At 72.0% G+C, this 21,226-nt stretch carries 25 protein-coding genes; 12 read left to right on the top strand and 13 right to left on the bottom strand.

What is annotated here, in order from left to right; translation table 11 throughout:
• Positions 1 to 265: 265 nt before the first annotated feature.
• Together QSK10_RS29925 and QSK10_RS29930 are read right to left on the bottom strand one after the other, a co-directional pair.
• Positions 266 to 877, bottom strand: a complete 612-nt coding sequence (locus QSK10_RS29925; RefSeq protein WP_285666716.1) for a response regulator transcription factor — start codon at positions 875 to 877, stop codon at positions 266 to 268.
• The gene (locus tag QSK10_RS29930) at positions 874 to 2,013 is read right to left on the bottom strand and encodes a sensor histidine kinase (protein ID WP_285666717.1); all 1,140 of its coding nucleotides are present in this window, start codon (positions 2,011 to 2,013) and stop codon (positions 874 to 876) included. The genes QSK10_RS29925 and QSK10_RS29930 overlap by 4 nt, the downstream gene beginning before the upstream one ends.
• Before the next feature lie 110 nt (positions 2,014 to 2,123).
• On the opposite strand from QSK10_RS29930, the gene QSK10_RS29935 reads away from it, so the two are divergent.
• On the top strand, positions 2,124 to 2,300 hold the full coding sequence (locus QSK10_RS29935; protein ID WP_285666718.1) for a hypothetical protein: 177 nt from the start codon (positions 2,124 to 2,126) through the stop codon (positions 2,298 to 2,300).
• 38 nt (positions 2,301 to 2,338) lie between these two features.
• The gene (locus tag QSK10_RS29940) at positions 2,339 to 3,388 is read left to right on the top strand and encodes a winged helix DNA-binding domain-containing protein (protein WP_285666719.1); all 1,050 of its coding nucleotides are present in this window, start codon (positions 2,339 to 2,341) and stop codon (positions 3,386 to 3,388) included.
• Here QSK10_RS29940 and QSK10_RS29945 read toward each other — a convergent pair.
• Positions 3,381 to 4,259 carry a LysR family transcriptional regulator gene (locus QSK10_RS29945; protein ID WP_285666720.1) on the bottom strand — a complete coding sequence of 293 codons (879 nt, stop codon included), beginning with the start codon at positions 4,257 to 4,259 and terminating at the stop codon, positions 3,381 to 3,383. The genes QSK10_RS29940 and QSK10_RS29945 overlap by 8 nt on opposite strands.
• Positions 4,260 to 4,362: 103 nt before the next feature.
• On the opposite strand from QSK10_RS29945, the gene QSK10_RS29950 reads away from it, so the two are divergent.
• Together QSK10_RS29950 and QSK10_RS29955 are read left to right on the top strand one after the other, a co-directional pair.
• Positions 4,363 to 5,358 carry an NADP-dependent oxidoreductase gene (locus QSK10_RS29950; protein WP_285666721.1) on the top strand — a complete coding sequence of 332 codons (996 nt, stop codon included), beginning with the start codon at positions 4,363 to 4,365 and terminating at the stop codon, positions 5,356 to 5,358.
• A gap of 84 nt (positions 5,359 to 5,442) precedes the next feature.
• Entirely contained in the window at positions 5,443 to 6,384 is a 942-nt protein-coding gene (locus tag QSK10_RS29955; protein WP_285666722.1) for an RNA polymerase sigma-70 factor, read from the top strand.
• On the opposite strand, the gene QSK10_RS29960 is transcribed toward QSK10_RS29955, so the two are convergent.
• Positions 6,373 to 6,807: a MarR family winged helix-turn-helix transcriptional regulator gene (locus QSK10_RS29960; protein WP_285666724.1), complete on the bottom strand. Its 435-nt coding sequence runs from the start codon at positions 6,805 to 6,807 to the stop codon at positions 6,373 to 6,375. The genes QSK10_RS29955 and QSK10_RS29960 overlap by 12 nt on opposite strands.
• An 88-nt stretch (positions 6,808 to 6,895) precedes the next feature.
• Here QSK10_RS29960 and QSK10_RS29965 point away from each other — a divergent pair, with 88 nt between their 5' ends.
• Positions 6,896 to 7,309 carry a hypothetical protein gene (locus QSK10_RS29965; RefSeq protein WP_285666726.1) on the top strand — a complete coding sequence of 138 codons (414 nt, stop codon included), beginning with the start codon at positions 6,896 to 6,898 and terminating at the stop codon, positions 7,307 to 7,309.
• Positions 7,310 to 7,360: 51 nt separating this feature from the next.
• Here QSK10_RS29965 and QSK10_RS29970 read toward each other — a convergent pair whose 3' ends face one another.
• Positions 7,361 to 8,344: a serine hydrolase gene (locus QSK10_RS29970; RefSeq protein ID WP_285666728.1), complete on the bottom strand. Its 984-nt coding sequence runs from the start codon at positions 8,342 to 8,344 to the stop codon at positions 7,361 to 7,363.
• 122 nt (positions 8,345 to 8,466) lie between these two features.
• Here QSK10_RS29970 and QSK10_RS29975 point away from each other — a divergent pair, with 122 nt between their 5' ends.
• Positions 8,467 to 9,198 carry a PIG-L deacetylase family protein gene (locus tag QSK10_RS29975; RefSeq protein ID WP_285666730.1) on the top strand — a complete coding sequence of 244 codons (732 nt, stop codon included), beginning with the start codon at positions 8,467 to 8,469 and terminating at the stop codon, positions 9,196 to 9,198.
• Here QSK10_RS29975 and QSK10_RS29980 read toward each other — a convergent pair.
• Both QSK10_RS29980 and QSK10_RS29985 read right to left on the bottom strand, forming a co-directional pair.
• Positions 9,195 to 10,076, bottom strand: coding sequence for a GNAT family N-acetyltransferase (locus QSK10_RS29980; RefSeq protein ID WP_285666731.1), 882 nt, complete (start codon positions 10,074 to 10,076; stop codon positions 9,195 to 9,197). The two genes, QSK10_RS29975 and QSK10_RS29980, sit on opposite strands and share 4 nt — an antisense overlap.
• A 40-nt stretch (positions 10,077 to 10,116) precedes the next feature.
• Entirely contained in the window at positions 10,117 to 11,244 is a 1,128-nt protein-coding gene (locus tag QSK10_RS29985) for a hypothetical protein (RefSeq protein ID WP_285666732.1), read from the bottom strand.
• Between the two features lie 130 nt (positions 11,245 to 11,374).
• Between QSK10_RS29985 and QSK10_RS29990 the strand changes: the two genes are divergently transcribed.
• Both QSK10_RS29990 and QSK10_RS29995 read left to right on the top strand, forming a co-directional pair.
• Entirely contained in the window at positions 11,375 to 11,719 is a 345-nt protein-coding gene (locus QSK10_RS29990; RefSeq protein WP_285666733.1) for a hypothetical protein, read from the top strand.
• 125 nt (positions 11,720 to 11,844) lie between these two features.
• Entirely contained in the window at positions 11,845 to 12,471 is a 627-nt protein-coding gene (locus tag QSK10_RS29995; RefSeq protein WP_285666734.1) for an FMN-dependent NADH-azoreductase, read from the top strand.
• Between the two features lie 20 nt (positions 12,472 to 12,491).
• On the opposite strand, the gene arfB is transcribed toward QSK10_RS29995, so the two are convergent.
• The 3 genes from arfB to QSK10_RS30010 all read right to left on the bottom strand — a co-directional run bounded on the left by arfB (position 12,492) and on the right by QSK10_RS30010 (position 15,061).
• Positions 12,492 to 12,914 (bottom strand): alternative ribosome rescue aminoacyl-tRNA hydrolase ArfB, encoded by a 423-nt coding sequence (arfB, locus tag QSK10_RS30000; RefSeq protein ID WP_285666735.1) that lies wholly within the window; start codon positions 12,912 to 12,914, stop codon positions 12,492 to 12,494.
• Between the two features lie 85 nt (positions 12,915 to 12,999).
• A complete protein-coding gene (locus QSK10_RS30005; RefSeq protein ID WP_285666736.1) occupies positions 13,000 to 14,502 on the bottom strand; it encodes a glutamate-cysteine ligase family protein in 1,503 nt (500 codons plus the stop codon).
• A 148-nt stretch (positions 14,503 to 14,650) separates the two neighbouring features.
• Positions 14,651 to 15,061, bottom strand: a complete 411-nt coding sequence (locus QSK10_RS30010; RefSeq protein ID WP_285666737.1) for a CBS domain-containing protein — start codon at positions 15,059 to 15,061, stop codon at positions 14,651 to 14,653.
• A gap of 211 nt (positions 15,062 to 15,272) precedes the next feature.
• Here QSK10_RS30010 and QSK10_RS30015 point away from each other — a divergent pair, with 211 nt between their 5' ends.
• From QSK10_RS30015 to QSK10_RS30025, 3 genes are read left to right on the top strand one after another with little or no spacing between them, the layout of a single operon-like run.
• Entirely contained in the window at positions 15,273 to 16,013 is a 741-nt protein-coding gene (locus QSK10_RS30015; protein WP_285666739.1) for a CDP-alcohol phosphatidyltransferase family protein, read from the top strand.
• A complete protein-coding gene (gene galE, locus QSK10_RS30020; protein ID WP_285666740.1) occupies positions 16,010 to 16,972 on the top strand; it encodes a UDP-glucose 4-epimerase GalE in 963 nt (320 codons plus the stop codon). The genes QSK10_RS30015 and galE overlap by 4 nt, the downstream gene beginning before the upstream one ends.
• Entirely contained in the window at positions 16,969 to 17,841 is an 873-nt protein-coding gene (locus tag QSK10_RS30025) for a formylglycine-generating enzyme family protein (RefSeq protein WP_490246405.1), read from the top strand. The genes galE and QSK10_RS30025 overlap by 4 nt, the downstream gene beginning before the upstream one ends.
• On the opposite strand, the gene QSK10_RS30030 is transcribed toward QSK10_RS30025, so the two are convergent.
• Positions 17,838 to 18,656 carry a sigma-70 family RNA polymerase sigma factor gene (locus tag QSK10_RS30030; protein WP_285666741.1) on the bottom strand — a complete coding sequence of 273 codons (819 nt, stop codon included), beginning with the start codon at positions 18,654 to 18,656 and terminating at the stop codon, positions 17,838 to 17,840. The genes QSK10_RS30025 and QSK10_RS30030 overlap by 4 nt on opposite strands.
• 92 nt (positions 18,657 to 18,748) lie before the next feature.
• On the opposite strand from QSK10_RS30030, the gene QSK10_RS30035 reads away from it, so the two are divergent.
• Positions 18,749 to 19,114, top strand: a complete 366-nt coding sequence (locus tag QSK10_RS30035) for a DoxX family protein (RefSeq protein WP_285666743.1) — start codon at positions 18,749 to 18,751, stop codon at positions 19,112 to 19,114.
• Here the strand turns inward: QSK10_RS30035 and QSK10_RS30040 are convergent.
• Together QSK10_RS30040 and QSK10_RS30045 are read right to left on the bottom strand one after the other, a co-directional pair.
• Positions 19,111 to 19,497, bottom strand: coding sequence for a hypothetical protein (locus tag QSK10_RS30040; RefSeq protein ID WP_285666744.1), 387 nt, complete (start codon positions 19,495 to 19,497; stop codon positions 19,111 to 19,113). The genes QSK10_RS30035 and QSK10_RS30040 overlap by 4 nt on opposite strands.
• A gap of 114 nt (positions 19,498 to 19,611) precedes the next feature.
• Positions 19,612 to 21,072 (bottom strand): N-acetylmuramidase domain-containing protein, encoded by a 1,461-nt coding sequence (locus QSK10_RS30045; RefSeq protein ID WP_285666745.1) that lies wholly within the window; start codon positions 21,070 to 21,072, stop codon positions 19,612 to 19,614.
• Positions 21,073 to 21,226 lie beyond the last annotated feature (154 nt).

Consider the following 21,226-nt stretch of genomic DNA (forward strand, 5'->3'; position numbering starts at 1 on the left):
CGGTGCGAGGGGCTGGTGCCACGCGGGGGGAAGAGAGGCGCGTGGGGACGGGGCAAGGCCGCGCCCGTCGCGCCGGGCGGGTCGAGGTCCGCTCACGATGCGGGGGTGCCACGCGGGGAGCAGGGCCGTGCCCGTCGCGCCGGGCGGGTCGAACTCGTGGTGCCGGGGCGGGGAAGAGAGGCGGGCGAGCAGGGTCTCCCGCGAGCCTCGACCGTCGCGCGTGGCCGAGGCCGCTTCGGCCCTGCGGCCCTAGAGCCCTGGGACCCTAGGGCCCCAGTACTCCTTTCTCCATGGCCGCCATCACCGCCGCCGTGCGGTCCTTGACGCCGAGCTTGGCGAAGACACTGGTCAGGTGGCTCTTCACGGTGGCCTCGCCGATGAACAGCTCGCGGCCGATCTCCGGGTTGGACAGTCCCCGCGCCACCGCGCGCAGGACCTCCAGCTCGCGCGGCGAGAGGCCGCGGGCCCGCACGTGCGCCACCAGGCGGGCCGCCACGCCCTCGGCCAGCACCGTCTCGCCCCGGGCGGCGGCCGCGACCGCGTCGGCCAGGGCGCGGCGGGGCGTGTCCTTGAGCAGGTAGCCGGTGGCTCCCGCGGCCACCGCGCGGGCGACGTCGGCGTCGGTGTCGTAGGTGGTCAGGATCAGCACGGTGGCCCAGGCCCCGGCGGTGATGCGGGCGGTCGCCTCCACACCGTCCATGCCGGGCATGCGCAGGTCCATCAGCACCACCGAGGGCCGCAGCGCCTCGGCCAGCCGGACGGCCTCCCCGCCGTCCCCGGCCTCGCCGAGGACCTCGACGCCCTCGGCCTCCAGGACCGCGCGCAGCCCCTCGCGGACGATCGGATGGTCGTCGGCGATGACCACGGTCACGGTCACAGCGGCAGCTCTCCCCGCACGACCGTGCCGTGGCCGGGCGCCGACTCCACCGACAGGGACCCGGCCAGCTCGGCGAAGCGCTCGCGCATCCCCCACAGCCCGTTGCCCTGGGGCGCGTCGCGGGTGAAGCCGCAGCCGTCGTCGCGGACGACCAGCCGCACGACGGCCTCGCCGTACTCCAGCTCGACGCGCGTCCGGGTGGCGCCGGCGTGGCGGGCGGCGTTGGCCAGGGCCTCCTGCGTGGTCCGCAGGATCGCGACCTCGGCGTGCGTCTCCAGGGGCCGCGCCTCCCCGGTCACCGCGAGGCTCGCGTGCTCGTGCCGGGCCAGGACCAGCCGCAGCGCCTCCCCGAGGGAGTCGCGCAGGTCCGGCGGGCGCAGGGCGGCGACGAGGGCGCGCGCCTCGGCGAGGTTCTCGGCGGCGGTGCGGTGCGCGCGGCGGATGCGCTCGACGGCGGCGTCGGGGCGTTCGCGGACGTCGTCGGCGGCCACGTCCAGCAGCATGATGATCGCGGCGAGCCCCTGGGCGACGGTGTCGTGGATGTCGCGGGCCAGGCGCTGCCGCTCGGCGAGGACGCCCGTCTCGCGCGCGGCCTCGGCCAGGCGGGTGCGGGCGGTGTCGAGCTCGGCGATGAGGCGGGCGCGTTCCTCGCTCTGCCGGACGATGCGGTTGATCCAGGTACCCAGCAGCCACGCGCTGAACAGGGAGGCCAGGCCGATGCCGGTGGCGGCCCACAGGTCGGCGCCGCTCTGCCGGATGAGCGTGGCGGCGGTCCCGGAGGCCGCCAGCGCCGAGGCGATGAGCGCCCGGCGGGTGGGCAGCAGCGCCCAGATGTGCGGGTACAGCAGGAAGAAGAGGATGGAGCCGATGCTGGTGAGCGCGAACAGCCCGACGGTCAGCGGCAGCGCCAGCGCGATGTAGGCCAGTCCGCGCGCGGCGTCGTCCCTGCCGAGGGCACGGGAGCCGAGGGCGAGGTAGGCGGCGGCGATCGCGGCGAGCACGCCCAGCGCGATCGCCTTGCGGAGTGACCCGGCGTCCGGGTCGAAGACGATGAGGACGGCGGTCAGGGCGGCGAGCGCGGTGAAGACCAGGTGCCAGCCGCCGATGCCGCGATGCCAGGCGTTCGCCTCGGACATGGCGACAGTATCGCCGCGCCGGGCCGCGCGCGCCATCCGCCGACAGTCGCACCCGGGAATCCGTCCACGGTGGACTACCAGGCGGGCGGCGACCGGCGGAGCCTGGCGGTATGGACCGTAAGACCTCCGGCAAGATCCTCGTCGCCCTGTCCATCGTCTACGGCGTGAGCGTGGCCGCGCTGGCCTATTTCGACGTGACCTGGATGGGCGGCTTCGCCGTCGTCGGCGCGCTCGCGATGGGCGCGCTGTGGGCGCTGTGGGGCGTTTTCGTGCGCCCCAGGGATTGAGGACTCGATCCGTCCGCAATCCTCGTTAGCGTGAGCGCATGGCCTTGACCGACCGCGTGCTCACCCGCGCCACCCTCCACCGGCAGTTGCTCACCGGCCGCGCCCCCATGGGCGCGGTCGCGGCGATCGGGCACCTGGCCGGTCTCCAGGGGCAGGAACCCAACTCGCCCTACCTGGCGCTGTGGGCGCGGCTGCGCGGCTTCTCCCGCGACGAGCTGACCGGCGCGCTGCACGAGCGCTCGGTGGTGCGGGGGACGCTGTTCCGCGGCACGCAGCACCTGGTCACCGGTGACGACTACGCGTGGATGCGGCCGCTGATCGGCGGTTCCCTCGGCGGGCGGTTCACCAGGGACCTGGCCGCGATCGGCAAGGACGAGCTGGCGGAGGCCGTCCGCGAGATCCTCGCCGGGCGCAGCCTGACCCGTCCGCAGCTGCGGGACGCGCTGCTGGAGCGCTGGCCCGGGACGGACCGGATCGCCATGGCCTACGCCGCGCAGTTCCTGGTGGCGCTGCTGCACCCGCCGCCCTCGGGCGTGTGGAACTCCGGGCGGGCCGTCCCGATGGTCCTCGCCGAGGAGTGGCTGGGGCGTCCCCTCACGACCGCGCCGGTGGCCGACCTCGTCCGCCGCTACCTGGCCGCCTTCGGGCCCGCCACGGTCAAGGACGTGCAGGCCTGGTCGGGGCTGACGCGCCTGAGCGAGGTCCTGCCGGTCATGGGCTTGCGCACCTATGCGGCGAGTGACGGGCGCGTCCTCTACGACCTGCCCGAGCTGGACCTGCCGGACGCCGACCTGCCGCTGCCGGTGCGGATCCTGCCCGACTTCGACCAGCTCATGGTCTCCTTCGCCGACCGGCGCCGGGTCATGGACGACGACGTGCGCGCCAAGGTGTGCGTGGGCGCGGTCATCGCCCCCACGATCCTGGTGGACGGCCGGGTCGCGGCGATGTGGCGGCTGAGCGGCAAGCGCGTCTTCGAGGTGATCTCCCTGCGGCACCTGCCCGCCGGGACCCGCGCCGACATCGAGGCCGAGGCCACCGCCCTGCTGTCCTTCATGGACGTCGAGGACGGCGAGGTCCGCTTCACCTGACCGCGCGCAGCTCCCGGATCAGCGCCCGCACGCCCGCCGTGGCCGCCGCGCCCGGCGTCGTCACGTACCCCACCCGCCGGGTCGGGCCGTCGGCGCCGAGATCGCGGGCCACCAGGCCCGCGGGCGCGCCCGGCATCGACAGCTCCGGGACCACCGCCATGCCCATCCCCGCCGCCACCATCGACAGCACGACCCCGTCGTCCTCGGCGGTCACCGTGGCGCGGGGCAGCCAGTCCTGCCGCGACCACCAGTCGCGGGTGTAGGACGAGCAGTTCTCCGGCCAGTCGATCAGCCGCAGCTCGCGCGGCTCGGCGCCGCGCGGGTGGACCAGCACGTACCGCTCCTCCAGGATCGTCCCGGTCAGCAGACCCTTCGGCAGGTCGTGGTTACCCTCGTTCAAGGTGGCGATGCCCAGGTCGGCGCGACCGGCGGCGACCTCACCGGCGGTGCCCGCGCCCAGCTCGGGCACGATGGCCACCTGCGCGGCCAGGTCCGGGTACCGCGAGCGCAGCCGCTCCAGGACCCCGGGCAGGACCTGCGCGGCGGCGCTGCGGAACGAGGCGATCCGCAGGGTGCCGGTCACCTCGCCGGAGACGGCCGCGCGGACCTCGCCGGGCATGCCGTCCAGCAGCCGCAGGATCTGCCGGGCCTGCGCGACGGCGCGCTCGCCGGGTTCGGTGGGCGTCGCGCCGTGGCGTCCCCGGTCGAACAGGACCGCGCCGAGTTTGCGCTCGGCGGTGCGCACGGAGTGGGAGACGGCGGACTGGGTCAGGCCGAGGCGCTGCCCGGCCGCGCCGAAGCCCCTGGCGTCGGCCACGGTGACCAGGACGCGAAGCTCATTGAAGTGCAGTCCGTTCGGGGCGAGGCTCACCCGGCCAATCTAGCTCGCACCATGAGCGCGATTCATGCAAGCGCCGGTTCCATCGACGCCGATGTCTGTATGGGGAGGCGCTCGCGGACGTAGGAATACGTCCATGACGACCGCGATCACCGTGCACCAGGTCCGCCGCCCCGCCCCCGGACTGCCCTCTCCCGACGACTTCGCCCTTGTGTCCGGCCCGCTCCCCGAGACCACCGAGGGCACCGCCCTCGTGGAGAACCTGTACCTCTCCGTCGACCCCTACCACCGGGAGGTCATGGAGGAGGACCCGCTGCACCAGCCGCTGGAGGGACGCGCGCTCGGCCGCGTGGTGTCCTCCCGCCTGGACGGCCTCCACCCCGGTGACCTGGTCTTCCACCGGCACGGCTGGCGCACCCACGCCCTGGTGAGCGAGGGCGAGTACAGCCTCCTGCCGGGCTGGGAGGGCGTCCCCCTGCGCACCCGCCTGAGCCTGCTGGGCGGGACCGGGCTGTCCGCCTACGTCGGCCTGACCCGCATCGCCAAGATCCAGCCCGGCGAGACCGTGTTCGTCTCGGCCGCCGCCGGTGGCGTCGGCACCGCCGTCGGCGTCCTCGCCAGGCTCATGGGCGCCGGGCGCGTCATCGGCAGCACCGGCTCCCCCGAGAAGGCCCGCCGCCTGGTCGAGGACTTCGGCTTCGACGCCGCCTTCGACTACCACGACGGCGTCACCGAGCGGCTGCGCGAGGCCGCCCCCGAGGGCATCGACGTCTTCTTCGACAACGTCGGCGGCGACCATCTCGCCGCGGCCATCGACGTCCTCAAGCCCCACGGGCGCGTGGCCTGGTGCGGCGCGATCGCCCAGTACAACGACCCCGCCAACCCGCCCGCCGCCCCCTACAACCTCTACGACATCGTCGGCAAGTCCATCCGCCTGGAGGGCTTCCTGGTCCGCGACTACCGTCACGTGCAGGAGGAGCTGGAGGAGTTCCTCGTCCCGCACCTGCGCTCCGGCGCCGCCGTGCCCGCCGAGACCGTCGTCGAGGGCATCGAGAACATCGTCGAGGCGTTCATCGGGGTCCTGTCGGGTAAGAACATCGGCAAGATGATCGTCGGCACCGGCCGCGAGTAGCCGCGATCACACCCGGCGATGTCACAGCCGGTCCGCCCCGATCGTCTCGGGAACGATGGCGCGGACCGGCACCGAGGAGCGGCGATGAGCGAACAGACCGGGAACTTTGCGGCGGAGACCTTCGAGAGCCTCCGCCCGCTCCTCTTCTCCATCGCCTACCGCATCCTCGGCAGCGTCACCGAGGCCGAGGACGCCGTGCAGGAGACCTGGCTGCGCTACGAGACCACCGAGACCCGCCCGGACTCACCGAAGGCGTTCCTCTCGGCCGTCGTCACGCGCGTGTCCATCGACGTCCTGCGCTCGGCGCGCGTCCGCCGCGAGGAGTACGTCGGCCCCTGGTTCCCCGAACCGCTGCTCACCGACCCCTACCAGGACCCCGAGCGCTCCGCCGAACTCGCCGACTCGGTGTCCATGGCGGCGCTGGTCCTGCTGGAGCGGCTGAGCCCGCTGGAGCGCGCGGTGTTCGTGCTGCGCGAGGTCTTCGGCTTCGGCTTCGCCGAGATCGCCCGGACCGTCGAGCGATCCGAGGCCGCCTGCCGCCAGCTCGCCGTCCGCGCCCGCCGCCACATGGACGAGGGCCGCCCCCGCTTCGAACCCGACCGGCGCGAGCGCGACGAGCTCGCCGTGCGCTTCTTCGAGGCCTTCCGCGCCGGTGACGTGGGCGCGCTCCGCGAGCTGCTGGCCGCCGAGGTGCAGATGGTCGGCGACGGCGGCGGCAAGGCCCCGAACCTGGCCAACCCGGTCCGCGGCGCCGACAAGGTCGCGCGCGTGCTGGCCGCGTTCGGGCCGCAGGCCACCAGCGTGGACGTGGTCTTGGAGGAGACCGTGGTCAACGGGCAGCCGGGCGTGATCTTCCGCGCGCCCGGCGGGCTGATCGCCGGCACGCTGGTGCTCGACATCTACGACGGGCGCGTCCAGGCCGTGCGCAGCGTGGTCAACCCCGACAAGCTCGGCCACCTCGGCGAGCCCGCCGACACCTGGGCCCTCAAGGACGAGGCGTTCCGCAAGCGGCGGCTAGACGGGTAGGCCCATCCCGGCGGCGATCTGGCGCAGGCCCGCGCGGAAGGCCTCGGGGTCGGCGACGTCCTTGAGCAGCTCCTCGTCCATGGCCTTCGCGGCGGCGGCGCACGTGCCGTAGAGCTCGCGCCCGGCCTCGGTGAGGACCACGATCTGGCGGCGGCGGTCGTGCTCGTCGCGTTCGCGGCGGACGGCGCCCATGTCCTGGAGCTCGTCCAGCAGCCCGACCAGCAGGCTGGGCGCGACGCCCATCTTGCGCGCCAGGTCCTGCTGCGACATGCCCTCGAACAGCGACAGCACCAGCAGGATGCCCGCCTGCTTGGGCTTCAAGGGGGCGATCGCCCGCGTGTACCGGTCGGTGGTGATCGCGCCGACGGTCCCGAGCTGGAAGGCGGCGGTGGCGGAGAGCGCTCCGGCGGCAACATCATTCACGAGCTTCATCCTACAGGCTTGACATCATTCAGGCTATGAATCATTCTGTGTGAGAACGATTCACCGCCACGAGTGATGGAGCCCCGCCATGCAGTCCGCAACCCCCGCTGCCACCGACCGCGTCGACGCCCTCCCCACCGCCGCCCGCCGCACCGTGATCGGCCTCAACCTCCTGGGCGCGGCCACCGCCACCATCTCCGCCGTCCTGGGCCTGGTGAACCCCGGCGTCTTCGGCGCCGACCAGATCACCGACTGGGTGACCTTCTACGCCGGGGCCTACGCCGCCCGCGCGATCCCCCTCGGCATCGTCATGTGGGTGGTCCTGCTGACCCCGGCCCTGCGCACCCGCAAGACCGTCACCGTGCTGGCCGTCGTCGCCGGAGCCGCCCAGCTCGGCGACATCGTCGTCGGCGCCACCCACGGCATCCCCGGCATGATGGCCGGCGCCGCCCTCGGCGCGGCCATGCACTTCGTCTCCCTCATCTGGCTGCGCCGCCGCTGAGGCCACGGACACCGACGGGCGCGGCCGTGAAGGCCGCGCCCGTAAGTCGTGTCAGTTCCCGTTGTACGGGCGGAACGGCCGCGACGCCGTCCGCGCGGCCGGATTGGCCACCCGCTCCCGGGCGTAGCGGTCGAATAGGACCCGGCCCAGCAGCGCGTGCGCCCGCACCGCCGGGTGCGTGCCGCCGTAGTTCTCCGCGTCGGCCTCCATGCCGTCGGCGAAGAAGCCGTAGACCGCCGCCGGGGCGCCGGTGGCGTCGAACATGATCCCCGCCTCGTGCCGGGCGTCGTCGAAGGCGCCGTGCTTGGTGGCCACCCGGTCGCGCTCATCGGAGGACATGTCCCGCCGCACGCCGTCGTGGTAGCCGCTGCCGCCGCGCAGGATCCCCAGCATGAACTCGCAGGACGCCGGCGACAGCAGCGTCTTGTTCGCCAGCCGCGCCAGCAGATCGGTCATCTCATGCGGCGTGGTGGTGCCCAGGAAGAACCGGTTCGGCGTCGAACCCGGCTCCACCCGCGTGTGCGTGAAGCCCTTCGCCGCCAGGATCTCGTTGATCTCGGCCGTCGGCACCAGCGCACCGCACAGCCGCACCGCCGTGTTGTCCGAGACCAGCAGCATCGCGGTCAGGAAACCCGCCACGGTGATCTGGTCGCCCCACACCGTCTGGTGGAAGTAGAGGCCCGAGCCGTCCAGGACCGTCCCGGCGTCCAGCGTCACCTTCTGCGACAGCGACAGCAGGCCCCGGTCGACCTTGTCCAGCACCGTGGCGGCCACCGCCAGCTTCTGCACCGAGGCGCCGTAGACGATGTCGTGCTGCCGCAGCGACAGCACCGGCGCGAACCCGCCCGCCCCGTCGGCCCGCAGGACCTTCACGTACCACGTGCCACCGGCGCGCGAGGTCTGCGCGGCGAACGCGTCCTGGACCGAGGCGGGGGCGGAGTCGGCGGAGGCCGCAGCGGGAGCGGCGGTCCCGAGCACGGCCGCCGCCGCACCGCCGAGACCGAGAGCGAGGGCACTTCTTCTGTTGACGGGCATGGGAAGCAAGGTAGGGACACGGCGATCGTCCACCAAGGATGGAGATCACCGGAATCCATGCGAACCTTTCGGATCCCCGCATCCGTAAGAGTGTCCCGCGCAACTCGTCTAGGCTCCAGCCCATGACCGACTTGCAGCCCATGCCCGAGGACTGGACCCGCGCGCTGGCCATCGTGGCGCACCCCGACGACATGGAGTACGGCGCGGGCGGCGCCGTGGCGGCCTGGACCGCGCAGGGCAAAGAGGTCGCCTACGTGATGGTCTCGCGCGGCGAGGCCGGGATCGACGGCATGTCGCCCGAGGAGTGCGCGCCGGTCCGCGAGGCCGAGCAGATCGCCAGCGCCGCCGCCGTCGGCGTGTCCACGGTGGAGTTCCTCGACCACAAGGACGGCCTCATCCAGGCCGGGATCGAGCTGCGCCGCGACCTCACCCGCGTCATCCGCCGCCACAAGCCCGAGCTGATCATCACCCTGAACCGCCGCGACCACTGGCAGCCCGGCAGCTGGAACAGCGCCGACCACCGGGCCGTCGGCGACTCCGTCCTCGACGCCGCCTTCGACTCCGGCAACCGCTGGATCCACACCGAGCTCATCGACGAGGGCCACCAGCCGTGGCAGGGCGTGCGCTGGGTCGCGCTGGCCAACTCCCCGCAGTCCACGCACGCCGTCGACATCACCGGCACGCTGGAGCGGGCCATCGCCTCCCTCGCCGAGCACAAGGCCTACATCGGCGCCCTGTCCGACCAGGCGCCCGAGGCCTACGCCCGCCAGTTCCTGACCATGGTCGGGAAGGGCGGCGGCGAGCGCTTCGGCTGCGAACTCGCCACCCCCTTCGAACTGATCTCCCTGGGTTAGAGCCTGCGCAGGTAGGCCCGCTGCTCGAAGTGCGGCCGGTAGCCCAGGCCGACGTTCACCGCGAGCATCGGCGCGTTCGTCGCGTCGTTGTTCGTGAACGCCGTGGTGGCGCCGGACGCCTTCGCGCGGTTCAGCGCGACGAGCTTGGCCAGGCGTCCCAGGCCGCGCCCGCGCGCGTCCGGGTGGACGGCGGTGTAGCCCGACCACACGCGCACGTCGCCGCGGTCGAGGTAGGCCAGCGCGATGGCGCGACCGTCCTCGACCAGCAGGATCGAGGCGTCCTTGTCGAAGCGCGGCTCGTCGAAGTCCTTCACCCACTCCTCGAAGGGCGGGACCTTCCACGGGTCGTCGCCGGGGACGTCGTTGACCGTGGCGAGTTCCATCTCGTAGGCCAGCCGCAGGTCGATCTCGTTGATCGACTGGACGGTGACGCCCTCGGGCAGTTCCGGCGTCTGTGGCAGCCCGGCGAGGTCGAGGCGGGAGATCCGCTCGGTGCGGGTGTGGGCGAAGCCGGTCTTCTCGGCGAAGGCGAAGCCGTGCTCCCAGATGCTGCGGACGGAGACCTGCGCGGCCCCGACCTCGCGCAGGTGGGCGTCGATGGTCTCCTGGAACGCCGTCCCGATGCCCTTCTTCTGGTGGGCGGGGGCGACCAGGATGAACTGGTACCAGGCGTCCGGGGTGGAGATGTGGGTGTCGAGACCGGCGCCGCCGGTGGCCAGGATCTCGCCGTCCTCCTCCCAGACGAGCCGGTACAGGCGGCGTCCGGGAGCGTCGCGGGCGGCGAGGGACTCGGGCGTGGTGATCAGGTGCGGGTAGACCTCGGTCCAGATCTCCGCCATCGCGGGGAGGTCTGCGGGGGTGGATTCACGAAGCGCCATGGGCGCATCGTCGCAGGCCGGACCCCGTGTCCGCCTCTCGTTATTCCTTGGGCCTGCGGGTGCGCTTCGTCGGCACGCTCTTTGTGGAATCGGTCTTGAGTTCGCTGACCCAGCTCTCGGTCTCGTCGGAGGGCGGCATCGGCGGCGGCGCCGGGACGTCCTCGCCCTCGCGGGCGGGCTGCGGCTCGTCCTTGGGCGCGAAGGACGAGTCGACCTCGTCGAGCGCCTTCGTGTAGTCGTCGATGTAGGGATCGGGCGGCGTCGAGGGGGAGGGGATGCGCTCGTAGACGGTGTCCTCGGCGTCCCGGCGGGGCAGCGGGTATTCCTTGTCGTCGGTGGGCACGGGCTCGCTCTTCTCTTTGCGCAGGGCCGAGACGGTGAGGGAACCGATGAGCCCGGCGAGGGCGGCGTAGGGGCCGATCAGGAACGCCGACATGGAGTCGACCGTGGAACCCGTGCCGGGCCCGGCGACCATGTACGCCACCGTCACCAGCAGCGGACCGGCCACGCCCGAGGCGGCCGCGACCCGGTGCCCGCGCCCACCGGCGCTGGCGATCCAGGCGACGATGACGCCGATGAGCAGCGAGCCGATGATCAGCGGCGGCGCCAGCGCGAGCCCGCGCTTGCCGAGCGCGCCGGTCACCCCGGCCCACGTGCCCCACACGCCGAGCTGCCCGGAGGGCACCGAGCGGTCCCCGATCGGCGCGAACGCCGACAGCAGCGCCAGCAGCCACACCAGCCCGGTGGACGCCATGAGGCTCCACGCGACCGGCCGCGCGGCCATCGCGATCAGCGCCAGCGCCATGCCGGTGGCGACGCCGATGCCGACGGCGAGGAACGGCGTGCCCGGCAGCCCGTGCGCGCCGGGTTCCCGCGCGGGCAGCGCCATGAGCGGCCCGATGACGGACGCGCCGACGCCCGCGGCGAGCACGGCGGCGATCCGGGTGGCGATGGACTCGCCGGTGCGGGCCCCGGCGAGGGCCCCGGCGATCGCCGAGATGGCGGCGAGCCAGGTGGTCCAGGCCATGTTGGCCGACCACAGTCCGGCGGTGTCCTGGCGCCAGTCCACGATGGTGAGCCCGTAGGCGGCGCCGAGCTGGGCGAGCCCGATCACGGCGGCGGTGCCGAAGGCGGTGAGGAGCGTGCGTCCCCAGGCGTATCTGGCCATGGCCGCAGGGTATTGGGACGGACGTGGCGCGCGCCACCCTGCTTAAAGGAAGCATAGGGTTGGCCGTCGGTTTTGCGACACACATCCGAATTGCTCGTTATTACCCTCCGCGTCCGGCACCATGGTAAAGGTGAACAGAGTTCCGGAGAACGCACAGTCGGTGACGCACGACGGTCCACAGGGGATGGACGGCGACCAGCTGCTCGGCCTCATGCCGCCCGACCCGCGCCGTCCCCGCGACCCGCGCGACTTCCGGGAGCGCTACGAGCCGGCGTCCCATCAGCAGTCCGCCTATCCGATGCAGCAAGACCAGTGGGACGAGCCGATGGCGGCCCACCCGCTCTTCCGGGGCCTGCTCACCGAGCTGCCCCCGCGCAGCGACCCGCCCTCGCAGGACTTCCTGGAGACGTGGATCCAGACGGCGCGCTCGATCCTGGAGCTGCTCTACCGACCGGGGAGCCCGCCCCGGCACTGAGTCCGCGAGGGATCGGAGCCCCGATGTGATCTCCCGGTGGATCCGGAGGCTTGCCGAAACGGACTGTGGTCCGTATATTTGCGGGAGTCATCCGGACCATGGTCCGCCTACTCCCCGGGAGAGTCATGTCCAAGCTCCTGCACATCTCCGGTTCCCCACGCGGCACTGACGCCGAGTCCCTGCGCGTCGCCGAGGTCTTCCTCGACGCCTACCGCGACGCCCACCCCGGCGACACGATCGAGCACTGGGACCTCTGGGACGGTTCCCTGCCCGGCTTCGCCGTCGGCGCGAAGGCCAAGATGACCGTCTTCTCGGGCGCCGAACCGCAGGGCGAGGAGGGCGAGGCGTGGAACGCGGCCCGCCGCGTCTTCGAGCGCTTCGACGCCGCCGACCGGCTCCTGTTCAGCCTGCCGATGTGGAACCACTCGGTGCCCTACGTCGTGAAGCAGTTCATAGACGTGGTCAGCCAGCCCGGGTGGGTCTTCGGCTTCGACGCCGAGAAGGGCTACACCGGCCTGCTCGCCGGACGCGGCAAGAAGGCCGCCGTGCTGTCCACCAGCGCGGTCTGGGCGCCGGGACTGCCGCCATCGTTCGGGACGAACTTCATGTCGCCCTACTTCACCGACTGGCTGCACTGGACCGGCATCGACGACGTCACCGAGATCGGCTTCCACCCCACCGTCACCGGCGACTGGGACGCCGCCCGCGCCGACGTCGACGCCCGCGCCCGCGAACTGGCCAAGGGCTTCTAGAGCCCTGTCCCGGCACGGGACTACTCGTCGCCCCGCCGTCCCCGCTTCACGTCACCGCGCCGCTTCTTCGCCGCCAGCCGCCGCTCCACCGAGCCCCGGCTCGGCTTCGTCGGGCGCCGTTTGCGCGGCGGTGGTGCCACGGCCTCGCGCAGGGCCTGCGCCAGGCGCATCGCGGCGGCCTCGCGGTTGCGCAGCTGCGCGCGGTGCTCGGAGGCGGCGATGGTCAGGACGCCGTCGACCAGCTTCGCGGCCAGCCGCTCCAGCGCGCGTTCCTTGAGCAGTGGCGGGAACAGCGTCGAGCCGGCCAGGTCGAAGCTGAGCTCGACGCGGCTGTCGGCGGTGTTGACGCCCTGGCCGCCGGGTCCCGAGGACCGCGAGAAGCGCCAGCGCAGATCCCCCTCGGGGATCACGATGGCGTCGGTGACGCGGACTGCGGACAGCACGGCGGGCTCCTGAACGTGGGGACGATTCATCCCCATCGTACGAAGAGCCCGCCGCGCGGTCATCGGATTAAGCGGTGGCTCCGGGTCAAGCCGCGGCGTCCCACTGGTGCACCGGAGCCTGGGTCGCGGCGTTGCGGACGTACTGCTTCAGCATCCCGCGCAGCGCCTCGGTCCGGTTGTGGGAGCGCTTCTCCTCCAGGTGCCGGACGGTGGCGACCTGCCAGGCCGCGCCGTTGACGCGGGTGCGGCAGCGCGCCTCGATGACGCCGAGGAGCCGGTCGCGCTCGGCCGGGTCGACGCCGAAGCGGTCGAGCCCGTCGTGCGCCAGCGGCAGCAGGACCTCGTCGACGAGCCGGACGCCGTCCACCTCGCCGAGACCGGGCCACCACTGCCGCGCGGCGATCCCGTCGCGGGCGGCGGCCTGGAGGTTCTGCTCGGCCACGCCGAACGGCATCCGCGTCCACACCGGATGGTCGCTCTCGGCCAGGACCCGCACCGCTCCCATGTAGAAGGCCATGTTGGCCAGCACGTCGATGACGGTGGGACCGGCCGGGAGCACCCGGTTCTCCACCCGCAGGTGCGGCAGCCCGTTGGCGCCGACGTCGTAGACGGGCCGGTTCCAGCGGTAGACGGTCCCGTTGTGCAGGCGCAGTTCGGTGAGCTTCGGGACGCCTCCCGCGCGCCAGACGTCGAATGGGTCCTCCGCGTGCGACTCGGGCAGCAGTGGTGGGAAGTAGCGGAGGTTCTCCTCGAACAGGTCGAGGACGGAGTGCGCCCACCGCTCGCCGAACCAGACGCGCGGGCGGACGCCCTGCGCCTTCAATTCGCGGCTGCGGGTGTCGGTGGCCTGCTCGAACAGCGCGATGCGGGTCTCGGCCCACAGCCGCGTGTCGAACAGGTAGGGCGCGTTGGCCCCGACCACCAGTTGCGCGCCGGCCAGCGCCTGCGAGGCGTTGTAGTAGGCGGCGAACTGGGACGGCGGGGTCTGGATGTGGAACTGCACGGAGGTGTTGGCCGCCTCCGGCGCGATCGAGTCGGTGTACACGCGCAACCGCTCGACGCCCTGGATGTCGAGTTCGATGTCATCGCCCCGGGCGGCGATGATCGAGTCATTGAGCATCCGGTACCGCAGGTTCGTGGACAGGCTGTCCTCGGTCGCGTCGGCGTGCCGCAGCGTTGGCAGCGTGCCGACCAGGACGAGCGTGGAGCCGGTCTTGCGGGCCCGTTCGTCCACCTCGTGGAGCATGAACCGCAGGTCCTGCTCGTAGGCGGAGAAGCCGTTCCCGGCGATGGAGCGCGGGTCGAGGTTCAGTTCCAGGTTGAACTGGCCGAGCTCGGGCTGGACGGCCACTTCGCTGTAGGCGTCCGACTCGGCGAGATAGGCCAGGACCTCCGCGTTCTTCAGGGACGCTCTTCCGGCGTCGTCGACGAGGTTGATCTCCAGCTCGACGCCGGTTAACAGCTCACCGTCGTCGAATCGTCCACTGTCGAGCATGAGGCCCAAAGTGGACAGGCACCTGCGCAGTTTCGATCGGTAACTGCGCAGATCCGCGTGCGTGTACGTCCGCTGACGCACTTGATCGCCCATCTGCCCTCCCCAGCGTGCGGCGCATCGGGAAACAACCGCTCCAGCGGTTGTTACATCATGGCTACCGCACGCTAGGCGGGTGGACACCCTCAGAACTGTCCGCTGTCAAAATATAGACGGATGTCTATACAGGGCGTCACATTCGTGCTCAGTGCATGGGTTGTGTCACGTTCGGGTTGGCCGTGATCGCGTGTGACCACACCCTCACGATGTCGCGCACCGAGAGCACTCCCGCCGGCTCGTCGCCGTCGATGATGATCAGGTGGCGGAAGCCGCCCCGGACCATCGCCGAGGCCGCCTCGTGCAGCGTCCACGACGGTGGGGCGAACACCAGGTCCCGCGTCAGGTGCGAGGCGGTGCGCTCCACATCGGGATCCAGTCCCGCGCCGATCGCGTTGAGAATGTCCCGTTCGGTCAGAATGCCTATACCCGCCGAGTCGGGATCGATAACGACCGCCGCGCCGACCCGCCGCTGCGCCATGAGCGCCGCCGCCTGCCTCAGCGTGTGGTCGGGCCCGATCGACAGGACCTTGGTGCTCATCGCGTTGCGGACCTGCATGACGGCCACCTCCATGGGTAGGTGTCAACGGTGCTCGCACCACGGCGAACACCAGGCATCACCGGTGCTCGTACCGAGCACTATGGTCATAGTGGCGCAAAACGAACCGCCCCATCAAGGCCTTGACCGGCTCCGTTGGTGTTTTCGTCATCTTGAGTACGCTGTGTGCGCCCTCACGCGGAACCACCGGTTCAAAGGAGCACGAACGCGCATGACGACTCCTCTCACCAAGCCACGCGCCGCCGACTTCCTGGCCGTCAACCGGCGCGGCGGGCTGTTCACGCAGTTCGTGAACCAGCGGATCGGCTCGGTCTGCGCCGTCGTCGCGCACCGCCTCGGCCTGGCGCCCTCGGCGGTCACCCTCATCAACCTCGTGTGCGGGCTGGCCATGTCGGCCGCGCTCATCGCGCTGGCCCCGGTGATGGCCGACGGACGGGTTCCGGCGGCGCTCATGGGCCTGCTCGCGCTGGCGGTGTGGCAGTTCGCCTACTCCCTGGACTGCGCCGACGGCATGCTCGCCCGCGTCACCGGGCGCTCCTCTCCGGCCGGCGCGCGCCTGGACATCCTCGCCGACATCGCCCAGCAGACCGCGGTGACCGCCGCGACCGCCTCGGTGGCCGTGGCCTACACCGACTGGACGCCGACCTGGCTGGTGGCCGCCTTCGCCGGGCTGTGGATGACCAACCTGGTCACCTCCGTCATGGGCAAGAGCGGCGACGGCGACTCGCTCATCGCGAGTGAGTCCCTCATCGTCGGGCTCGTCAAGCTGATCCGCGACTACGGCGCCGTCGTCACCGCGATCACCCTGGTCATCGCGTTCGTCCCGAATCTGACCGTCTGGGTGGTGGTGTTCTTCACCGCCGTCAACGGGCTGTTCCTGGCCGCGCTGATCGCCAAGACCACCCTGGATAGTCTGAAGGCTCCCGAGATCAAGTCCGAGGAGGACGCATGACCTGGCTGGTCACAGGTGGGGCGGGGTACATCGGCGCGCACGCGGTCAAGCGGCTGCACGCCAAGGGCACCAACGTCGTCGTCTTCGACGACCTGAGCACCGGGCTGGTCTCCCGCGTGCCCGAGGGCGTCCCGCTGGTCGTGGGCGACGTCAAGGACCAGGCCGCGGTCGTCGCGGCGATCAAGGAGCACGGCGTCACCGGCGTCCTGCACTTCGCCGCCCGCAAGTCGGTCCCGGAGTCGATGAAGATCCCGGTCGAGTACTACCGCGACAACGTCGGCGGACTGGTGTCCATCGTGGGCGCGATCGCCGAGACCGGCGTCGAGCGCGTCGTCTTCTCCTCCACCGCCGCCCTCTACGGACTGGCGCCCGAGGAGTTCCTCGTCGAGGACCTCGTGGTCGACCCGATCTCGGTCTACGGCGAGACGAAGCTGATCGGCGAGCGGCTCCTGCGCTTCACGTCCAAGACCCACGGGTTCTCCTGGATCGCCCTGCGCTACTTCAACGTCGTCGGCGCCGACTCGCCCGAGCTGCGCGACACCTCCGTCGGAAACCTCATCCCGATCGTGTTCCGCGCCATCGACCGCGGCGAGACCGTCCAGGTCACCGGCGGCGACTTCCCGACGCCCGACGGCTCGGGCATCCGCGACTACATCCACATCGCCGACCTCGCCGACGCGCACGTGGTCGCCGTGGACCACCTGGACGCCGTCGCGGCGGGCAGCGTGGGCGAGGTCTACAACGTGGGGACGGGCAAGGGTTCCTCGGTGCTGGAGGTGCTCGGCGCCGTCCGCGAGGTCACCGGCCTGCCGGTGCCGCACGAGGTCGTCGACCGCCGTCCCGGCGACCCGGCGCGCGGTGTCGCCGGCGTGGACAAGATCCGCCGCGACCTGGGCTGGACCGCCCGCCACGACCTGCGCGAGATGGTCGCCGACGCGTGGGCGGCCTGGCGGGCGTGAACTGCTGCGCGCCGTCCGGCTCGGGCGCCGGGGACGAGATCTCCTTCCCCGCGCGCGAACCGGACCTGAAGGGCATGGTCGCCGTGCCCGCCGGGGAGTACCTCCTCGGCGGGGACGGCGGTTACCCCGCCGACGCCGAGGGACCCGTGCGCGCGGTCGCGCTGGACGGCTTCCACCTGGACGCCACCGCCGTCACCGTGGCCAAGTTCGCCACCTTCGCCAAGGCCACCGGTTACCTCACCACGGCCGAGACCGAGGGCTGGTCGTACGTGTTCCACCTGCTGGTCCACCACGAGGCCGAGGTGCTGGACGCCCGCGTGCCCGAGACGCCGTGGTGGTTCCCGGTGCGCGGGGCGTCCTGGCGGCACCCCGGCGGCCCGGCCAGTCAGGCCGTGGCCAACCATCCGGTGACGCACGTGTCCTGGTTCGACGCCGCCGCCTACGCGTCCTGGGCGGGCAAGCGCCTGCCCACCGAGACCGAGTGGGAGGCGGCGGCCCGCGGCGGACTCGTCGGCGCGCGCTACCCCTGGGGCGACGAGCTCACCCCGCGCGGGCGGCACCGCGCCAACATCTGGCAGGGCCGCTTCCCGCGCCTCAACACCCGCGAGGACGGCTTCCTCGGCACCGCGCCGGTGAAGACCTTCCCGCCCAACGGGTACGGGCTCTACCAGATGGCGGGCAACGTCTGGGAATGGTGCGCCGACACCTGGACCGCCGCCGGGACCGCCGATCGCGGCGACTCGCGGGTGGTGCGCGGCGGGTCCTACCTGTGCCACGAGTCGTACTGCGACCGCTACCGGGTGGCCGCGAGGACCTCGAACACGCCGGATTCCTCCAGCGGCAACACGGGATTCCGCTGCGCCGTTTAGGCGAGCCCGCGCAGCCGCGCCGGATTGACGATCGAGTCGATGCGCGTGATCCGTCCACTCTCGACGGTGTAGGTCACGGTCGCCAGCGGCCGCCCGTCGAGGGTCCAGGCCACCAGGCCGGGCACGCCGTCCACCAGCGCCGGCCAGACCACGAAGGCCATGCGGGCCCCGCGCACCGCCCGCGCGGCGATCTCGGTCGCGCCCAGCTTCACCACGACACCGCGCGGCATGTGCTCGTGCAGGACGACATCGGGGTCCAGCAGCCGCAGCAGTCCCTCGAAGTCGCCCTCGCGGGAGGCGGCCAGGAACGCGTCGACCACCTCGCGGTGCTCAACCCTCTCCTGTGGACGGTCGAGTTCGCGGACCTTCCGCCGCGCCCGGCTGGTCAGCATCTTCGTCGCCGCCGTGGACTTTCCGACGATGTGCCCGACCTCCTCGAAGGGCACCGCGAACATGTCGTGCAGGACGAAGGCCATCCGCTCGGTGGGCGCCAGCGCGTCCAGGACCACGCCCATGGCCAGCCCCACCGACTCGGCGCGCACCGCGTCGTCCTCGACGGCCTCGCCGGTGGCCGCGTCCACGCCCTCCAGGGGAGCGGCCGGGTGCGAGGCCCGCGAGCGCAGCGCGTCCAGGCACACCCGCCCGACGACGGTGGTCAGCCACGCGGGCAGGTTCCCGATGGCGGAGGCGTCCTGCCGGGCCAGCCGCAGCCAGGTCTCCTGCACGGCGTCCTCGGCGTCGGCGCGCGTGCCGAGCATCCGGAGCGCGATCGCGGTCAGGCGGTCGCGTTGCTGCTCGAAGACCTCGGCCGACATCGTTGTTACCTTCTCCGCGCCCGTTCCGTCATGGGGGTGACGGGCCGAAACGGCCCGCGCAACCCGTGGAGGATCGCGTGAACACTACTCCCTTGATCAATACGGCCATCTGGGTCGTGACCGCCCTGGTCGCCGCCGCGTTCCTGTTCTCGGGGGCGCTCAAGCTGGTCTCGTCGCGTCAGAAGCTGATGGCCAAGCCCGGCGCGGGCTGGGCCGGGGACTTCCCGGCGTGGTTCATCAAGGTCCTGGGGACGGCCGAGGTCCTCGGGAGCCTCGGCCTGGTGCTGCCCGCCGCGACGGGGATCGCGCCGGTCCTGACGCCGATCGCGGCGAGCTGCCTCGCGGCGCTCATGGTCGGCGCGGGTGCGGTCATGTACCGGCGCGGCGAGTACAAGCACATCATCGCCAACGCGGTGTACTTCGCGCTGCTGGTGACGATCGCGGTGTGCCGGTTCTAGGCCGGGGGCAGCGTCACCCAGCGCTCCTGCGCGCTGGGGGCGTCGCGCCAGCGGACGGTCAGGCCGCCACCGGCCTCGGGGGCGACCGTCCGTCCGGCGCCCGCCTCGACGACCTCGAAGACCGCGCCCGGGACGGTGACCGCGTGGGCGTGCGCGCCGGAGGTGTTGACCAGCATGAGCGCGCCGCCCGGCAGGCGGGTCAGCGTCCACGGACCGGCGGGTGGCGGCGTCCACATGGGAGCGGCGGGCGCGGGCCGCCGGTTGGTGCGCATCAGGGCGATGCAGCCGATCACGAGCCCGGCCACCGCGATGAGCAGTGTGAGGAGGGCGAAGATGAGGGAGAGTGGGGTCGCTTCGGCCGCTTCCGCCTGGAAATTCAGCACGGTTCCCGATGCTACGGGCGTAAGGCGCGCTTCGGGAAGGTCCGCGGTGGAGGCGGCCCGGGCTGACGGGTGCCGGGCCGCCTCCACCGTCCTTCGACGAAGAGGCCGCGCGGGTCAGTTGACCACGTGCGTCTTCCCCTTCGTCACTTTCTGGTAGGCGTCGGCCGCCGCCTTGATGAGGGCCGCGTAGGTGGCCTTCTGCCCGGATCCGTTGTACCCGGCCGCCACGGTCGCGTAATCGGCGTCCCGCACGGCCTGGGCCAGGTTGTTCTCGCGGATGTACTCGAAGATGCCGGTGATCTGGCTGCGCTCGGACTTGTTGTACTGGGCCGCCATCTCCACCGCCGTGTTGAAGCCGACGGTGGAGTGGTTGAAGCCCATGACCTGCCCGGCGCCCCAGGACGCGCTCTTGTACGCGTTCTCCTGCCCGCCGAGGGACGCCGCGAACGCGATCACCCGCCACTCCGCCTCCTGGTCGCCGTGGAAGTCCGACCACTCGCCGGTCGCCGACTCCCGCCACTTGTGCCCGTGGAAGGGCTTCCCGCCGGCGGTGCGCTCGAAGTCGAAGTGCGCGTTGAAACTGTCCTTGTTCGCCTTGCCCCAGTACTTCCAGAACACGTGGTTCTCGAAGCGGATGATGGTCTTGTCGGTGGCCGCGTTGAACGTGGCGCCGCCCGACTCGACCTTCATGATCCCGGCGGCGGCGTGCGAGGGGATCGTCAGCGCGGTGGCCTGCTCGGCGATCAGATGCCCGCGCTGGTTGTAGATCCCGGCCATCTGCCGGTCCAGGCCCTTGAGCCCTTCGAGGTCGATGACGTCGGTGGACTTCATGTCCGTCCCGGTGCCCACGAGGTCGCCGATGGCGTCGGTGAGCTTGGCCGAGTCGGCCGCGGGCGCCTCGGATAGCTTGCCCTGCAACTTGACCAGCAGGTCGCGCGGCAGCAGCCGCAGGACCCCGATCAGCGCCGGACGCGACTTGCCGGTCAGCAGCGCCCACACCGGCGCGAACGAGCCGTCCCCGGCCACCGTCAGCGCGTCGATCAGGCTCACCGTGCCCGATCCGGCGGTCTTCTCCGCCTCCATCGCCGCGCGGATGCCCGACTCCAGGCGCGCCCGGTTGTACTTGCCGTCGGCCTCGGCGATGTGCTCGATGAGCTTGGCGCGCACGTCCTTGCCCACACCCGTGGACACCTTGTACAGGTCGTCGGGACTGAGGCCATTGAGCATCCAGAACGCCCCACCCGGCCGGGCCGGGCCGTACTCGCCCGCGGCGAGCTGCTGCTCCCCGTCGGCGAAGCGGCCGTCCTTCACCGCGGTCTTCACGTGCTCGACGCGCGCGTCCACCGGGGGCGCCTTCTTCTTGGCCTTCCCCTTGCCCTTGCCGCCCGCGCGCTGCGCGACCAGCCCGGTGACCGCCTCGTTCCCGGCGGTGGCCTGCAACTGGATCAGCTCATCGGTGGTCCCCGGGACCAGCGGATCACGAGCGGGAACGGTCTCGGCGCTGGGGCGATGCGAGGGCGGCGCGGGTTCCCGGTGCTCGCGGACCGGGGCGAACTCACGTCGTCTCATCGTCATCGCGTCACCTCGAAAAGCGATAGTTCCCGTCCCCTTGACCATGATCGACCGGCCGAGAGTGTCCATAAAGGACGCCGGGGCGGCCGAGCCGTCCTCCGCCGTTGCCCGAAGGCGCATTCGCGGTTTGCCCGCGCGGGCGGCACGGGTCGCGACG

Origin of the sequence: Actinorhabdospora filicis (assembly GCF_030269765.1) — a bacterium.
GTDB lineage: Bacteria > Actinomycetota > Actinomycetes > Mycobacteriales > Micromonosporaceae > Actinorhabdospora > Actinorhabdospora filicis.

Bases quoted from the DNA above. Each gene is read 5' to 3' on its own strand.
- QSK10_RS29935 (WP_285666718.1), top strand. From the start codon at position 2,124: ATGGACCGTAAGACCTCCGGCAAGATCCTCGTCGCCCTGTCCATCGTC.
- QSK10_RS29975 (WP_285666730.1), top strand. From the start codon at position 8,467: ATGACCGACTTGCAGCCCATGCCCGAGGACTGGACCCGCGCGCTGGCC.
- QSK10_RS29950 (WP_285666721.1), top strand. From the start codon at position 4,363: ATGACGACCGCGATCACCGTGCACCAGGTCCGCCGCCCCGCCCCCGGA.
- QSK10_RS30030 (WP_285666741.1), bottom strand. From the start codon at position 18,656: ATGTCGGCCGAGGTCTTCGAGCAGCAACGCGACCGCCTGACCGCGATC.
- QSK10_RS30010 (WP_285666737.1), bottom strand. From the start codon at position 15,061: ATGCAGGTCCGCAACGCGATGAGCACCAAGGTCCTGTCGATCGGGCCC.
- QSK10_RS30005 (WP_285666736.1), bottom strand. From the start codon at position 14,502: ATGGGCGATCAAGTGCGTCAGCGGACGTACACGCACGCGGATCTGCGC.
- galE (WP_285666740.1), top strand. From the start codon at position 16,010: ATGACCTGGCTGGTCACAGGTGGGGCGGGGTACATCGGCGCGCACGCG.
- QSK10_RS29930 (WP_285666717.1), bottom strand. From the start codon at position 2,013: ATGTCCGAGGCGAACGCCTGGCATCGCGGCATCGGCGGCTGGCACCTG.
- QSK10_RS29965 (WP_285666726.1), top strand. From the start codon at position 6,896: ATGCAGTCCGCAACCCCCGCTGCCACCGACCGCGTCGACGCCCTCCCC.
- QSK10_RS29985 (WP_285666732.1), bottom strand. From the start codon at position 11,244: ATGGCCAGATACGCCTGGGGACGCACGCTCCTCACCGCCTTCGGCACC.
- QSK10_RS29970 (WP_285666728.1), bottom strand. From the start codon at position 8,344: ATGCCCGTCAACAGAAGAAGTGCCCTCGCTCTCGGTCTCGGCGGTGCG.
- QSK10_RS29980 (WP_285666731.1), bottom strand. From the start codon at position 10,076: ATGGCGCTTCGTGAATCCACCCCCGCAGACCTCCCCGCGATGGCGGAG.
- QSK10_RS30045 (WP_285666745.1), bottom strand. From the start codon at position 21,072: ATGACGATGAGACGACGTGAGTTCGCCCCGGTCCGCGAGCACCGGGAA.
- QSK10_RS29940 (WP_285666719.1), top strand. From the start codon at position 2,339: ATGGCCTTGACCGACCGCGTGCTCACCCGCGCCACCCTCCACCGGCAG.
- QSK10_RS30015 (WP_285666739.1), top strand. From the start codon at position 15,273: ATGACGACTCCTCTCACCAAGCCACGCGCCGCCGACTTCCTGGCCGTC.
- QSK10_RS29955 (WP_285666722.1), top strand. From the start codon at position 5,443: ATGAGCGAACAGACCGGGAACTTTGCGGCGGAGACCTTCGAGAGCCTC.
- QSK10_RS29995 (WP_285666734.1), top strand. From the start codon at position 11,845: ATGTCCAAGCTCCTGCACATCTCCGGTTCCCCACGCGGCACTGACGCC.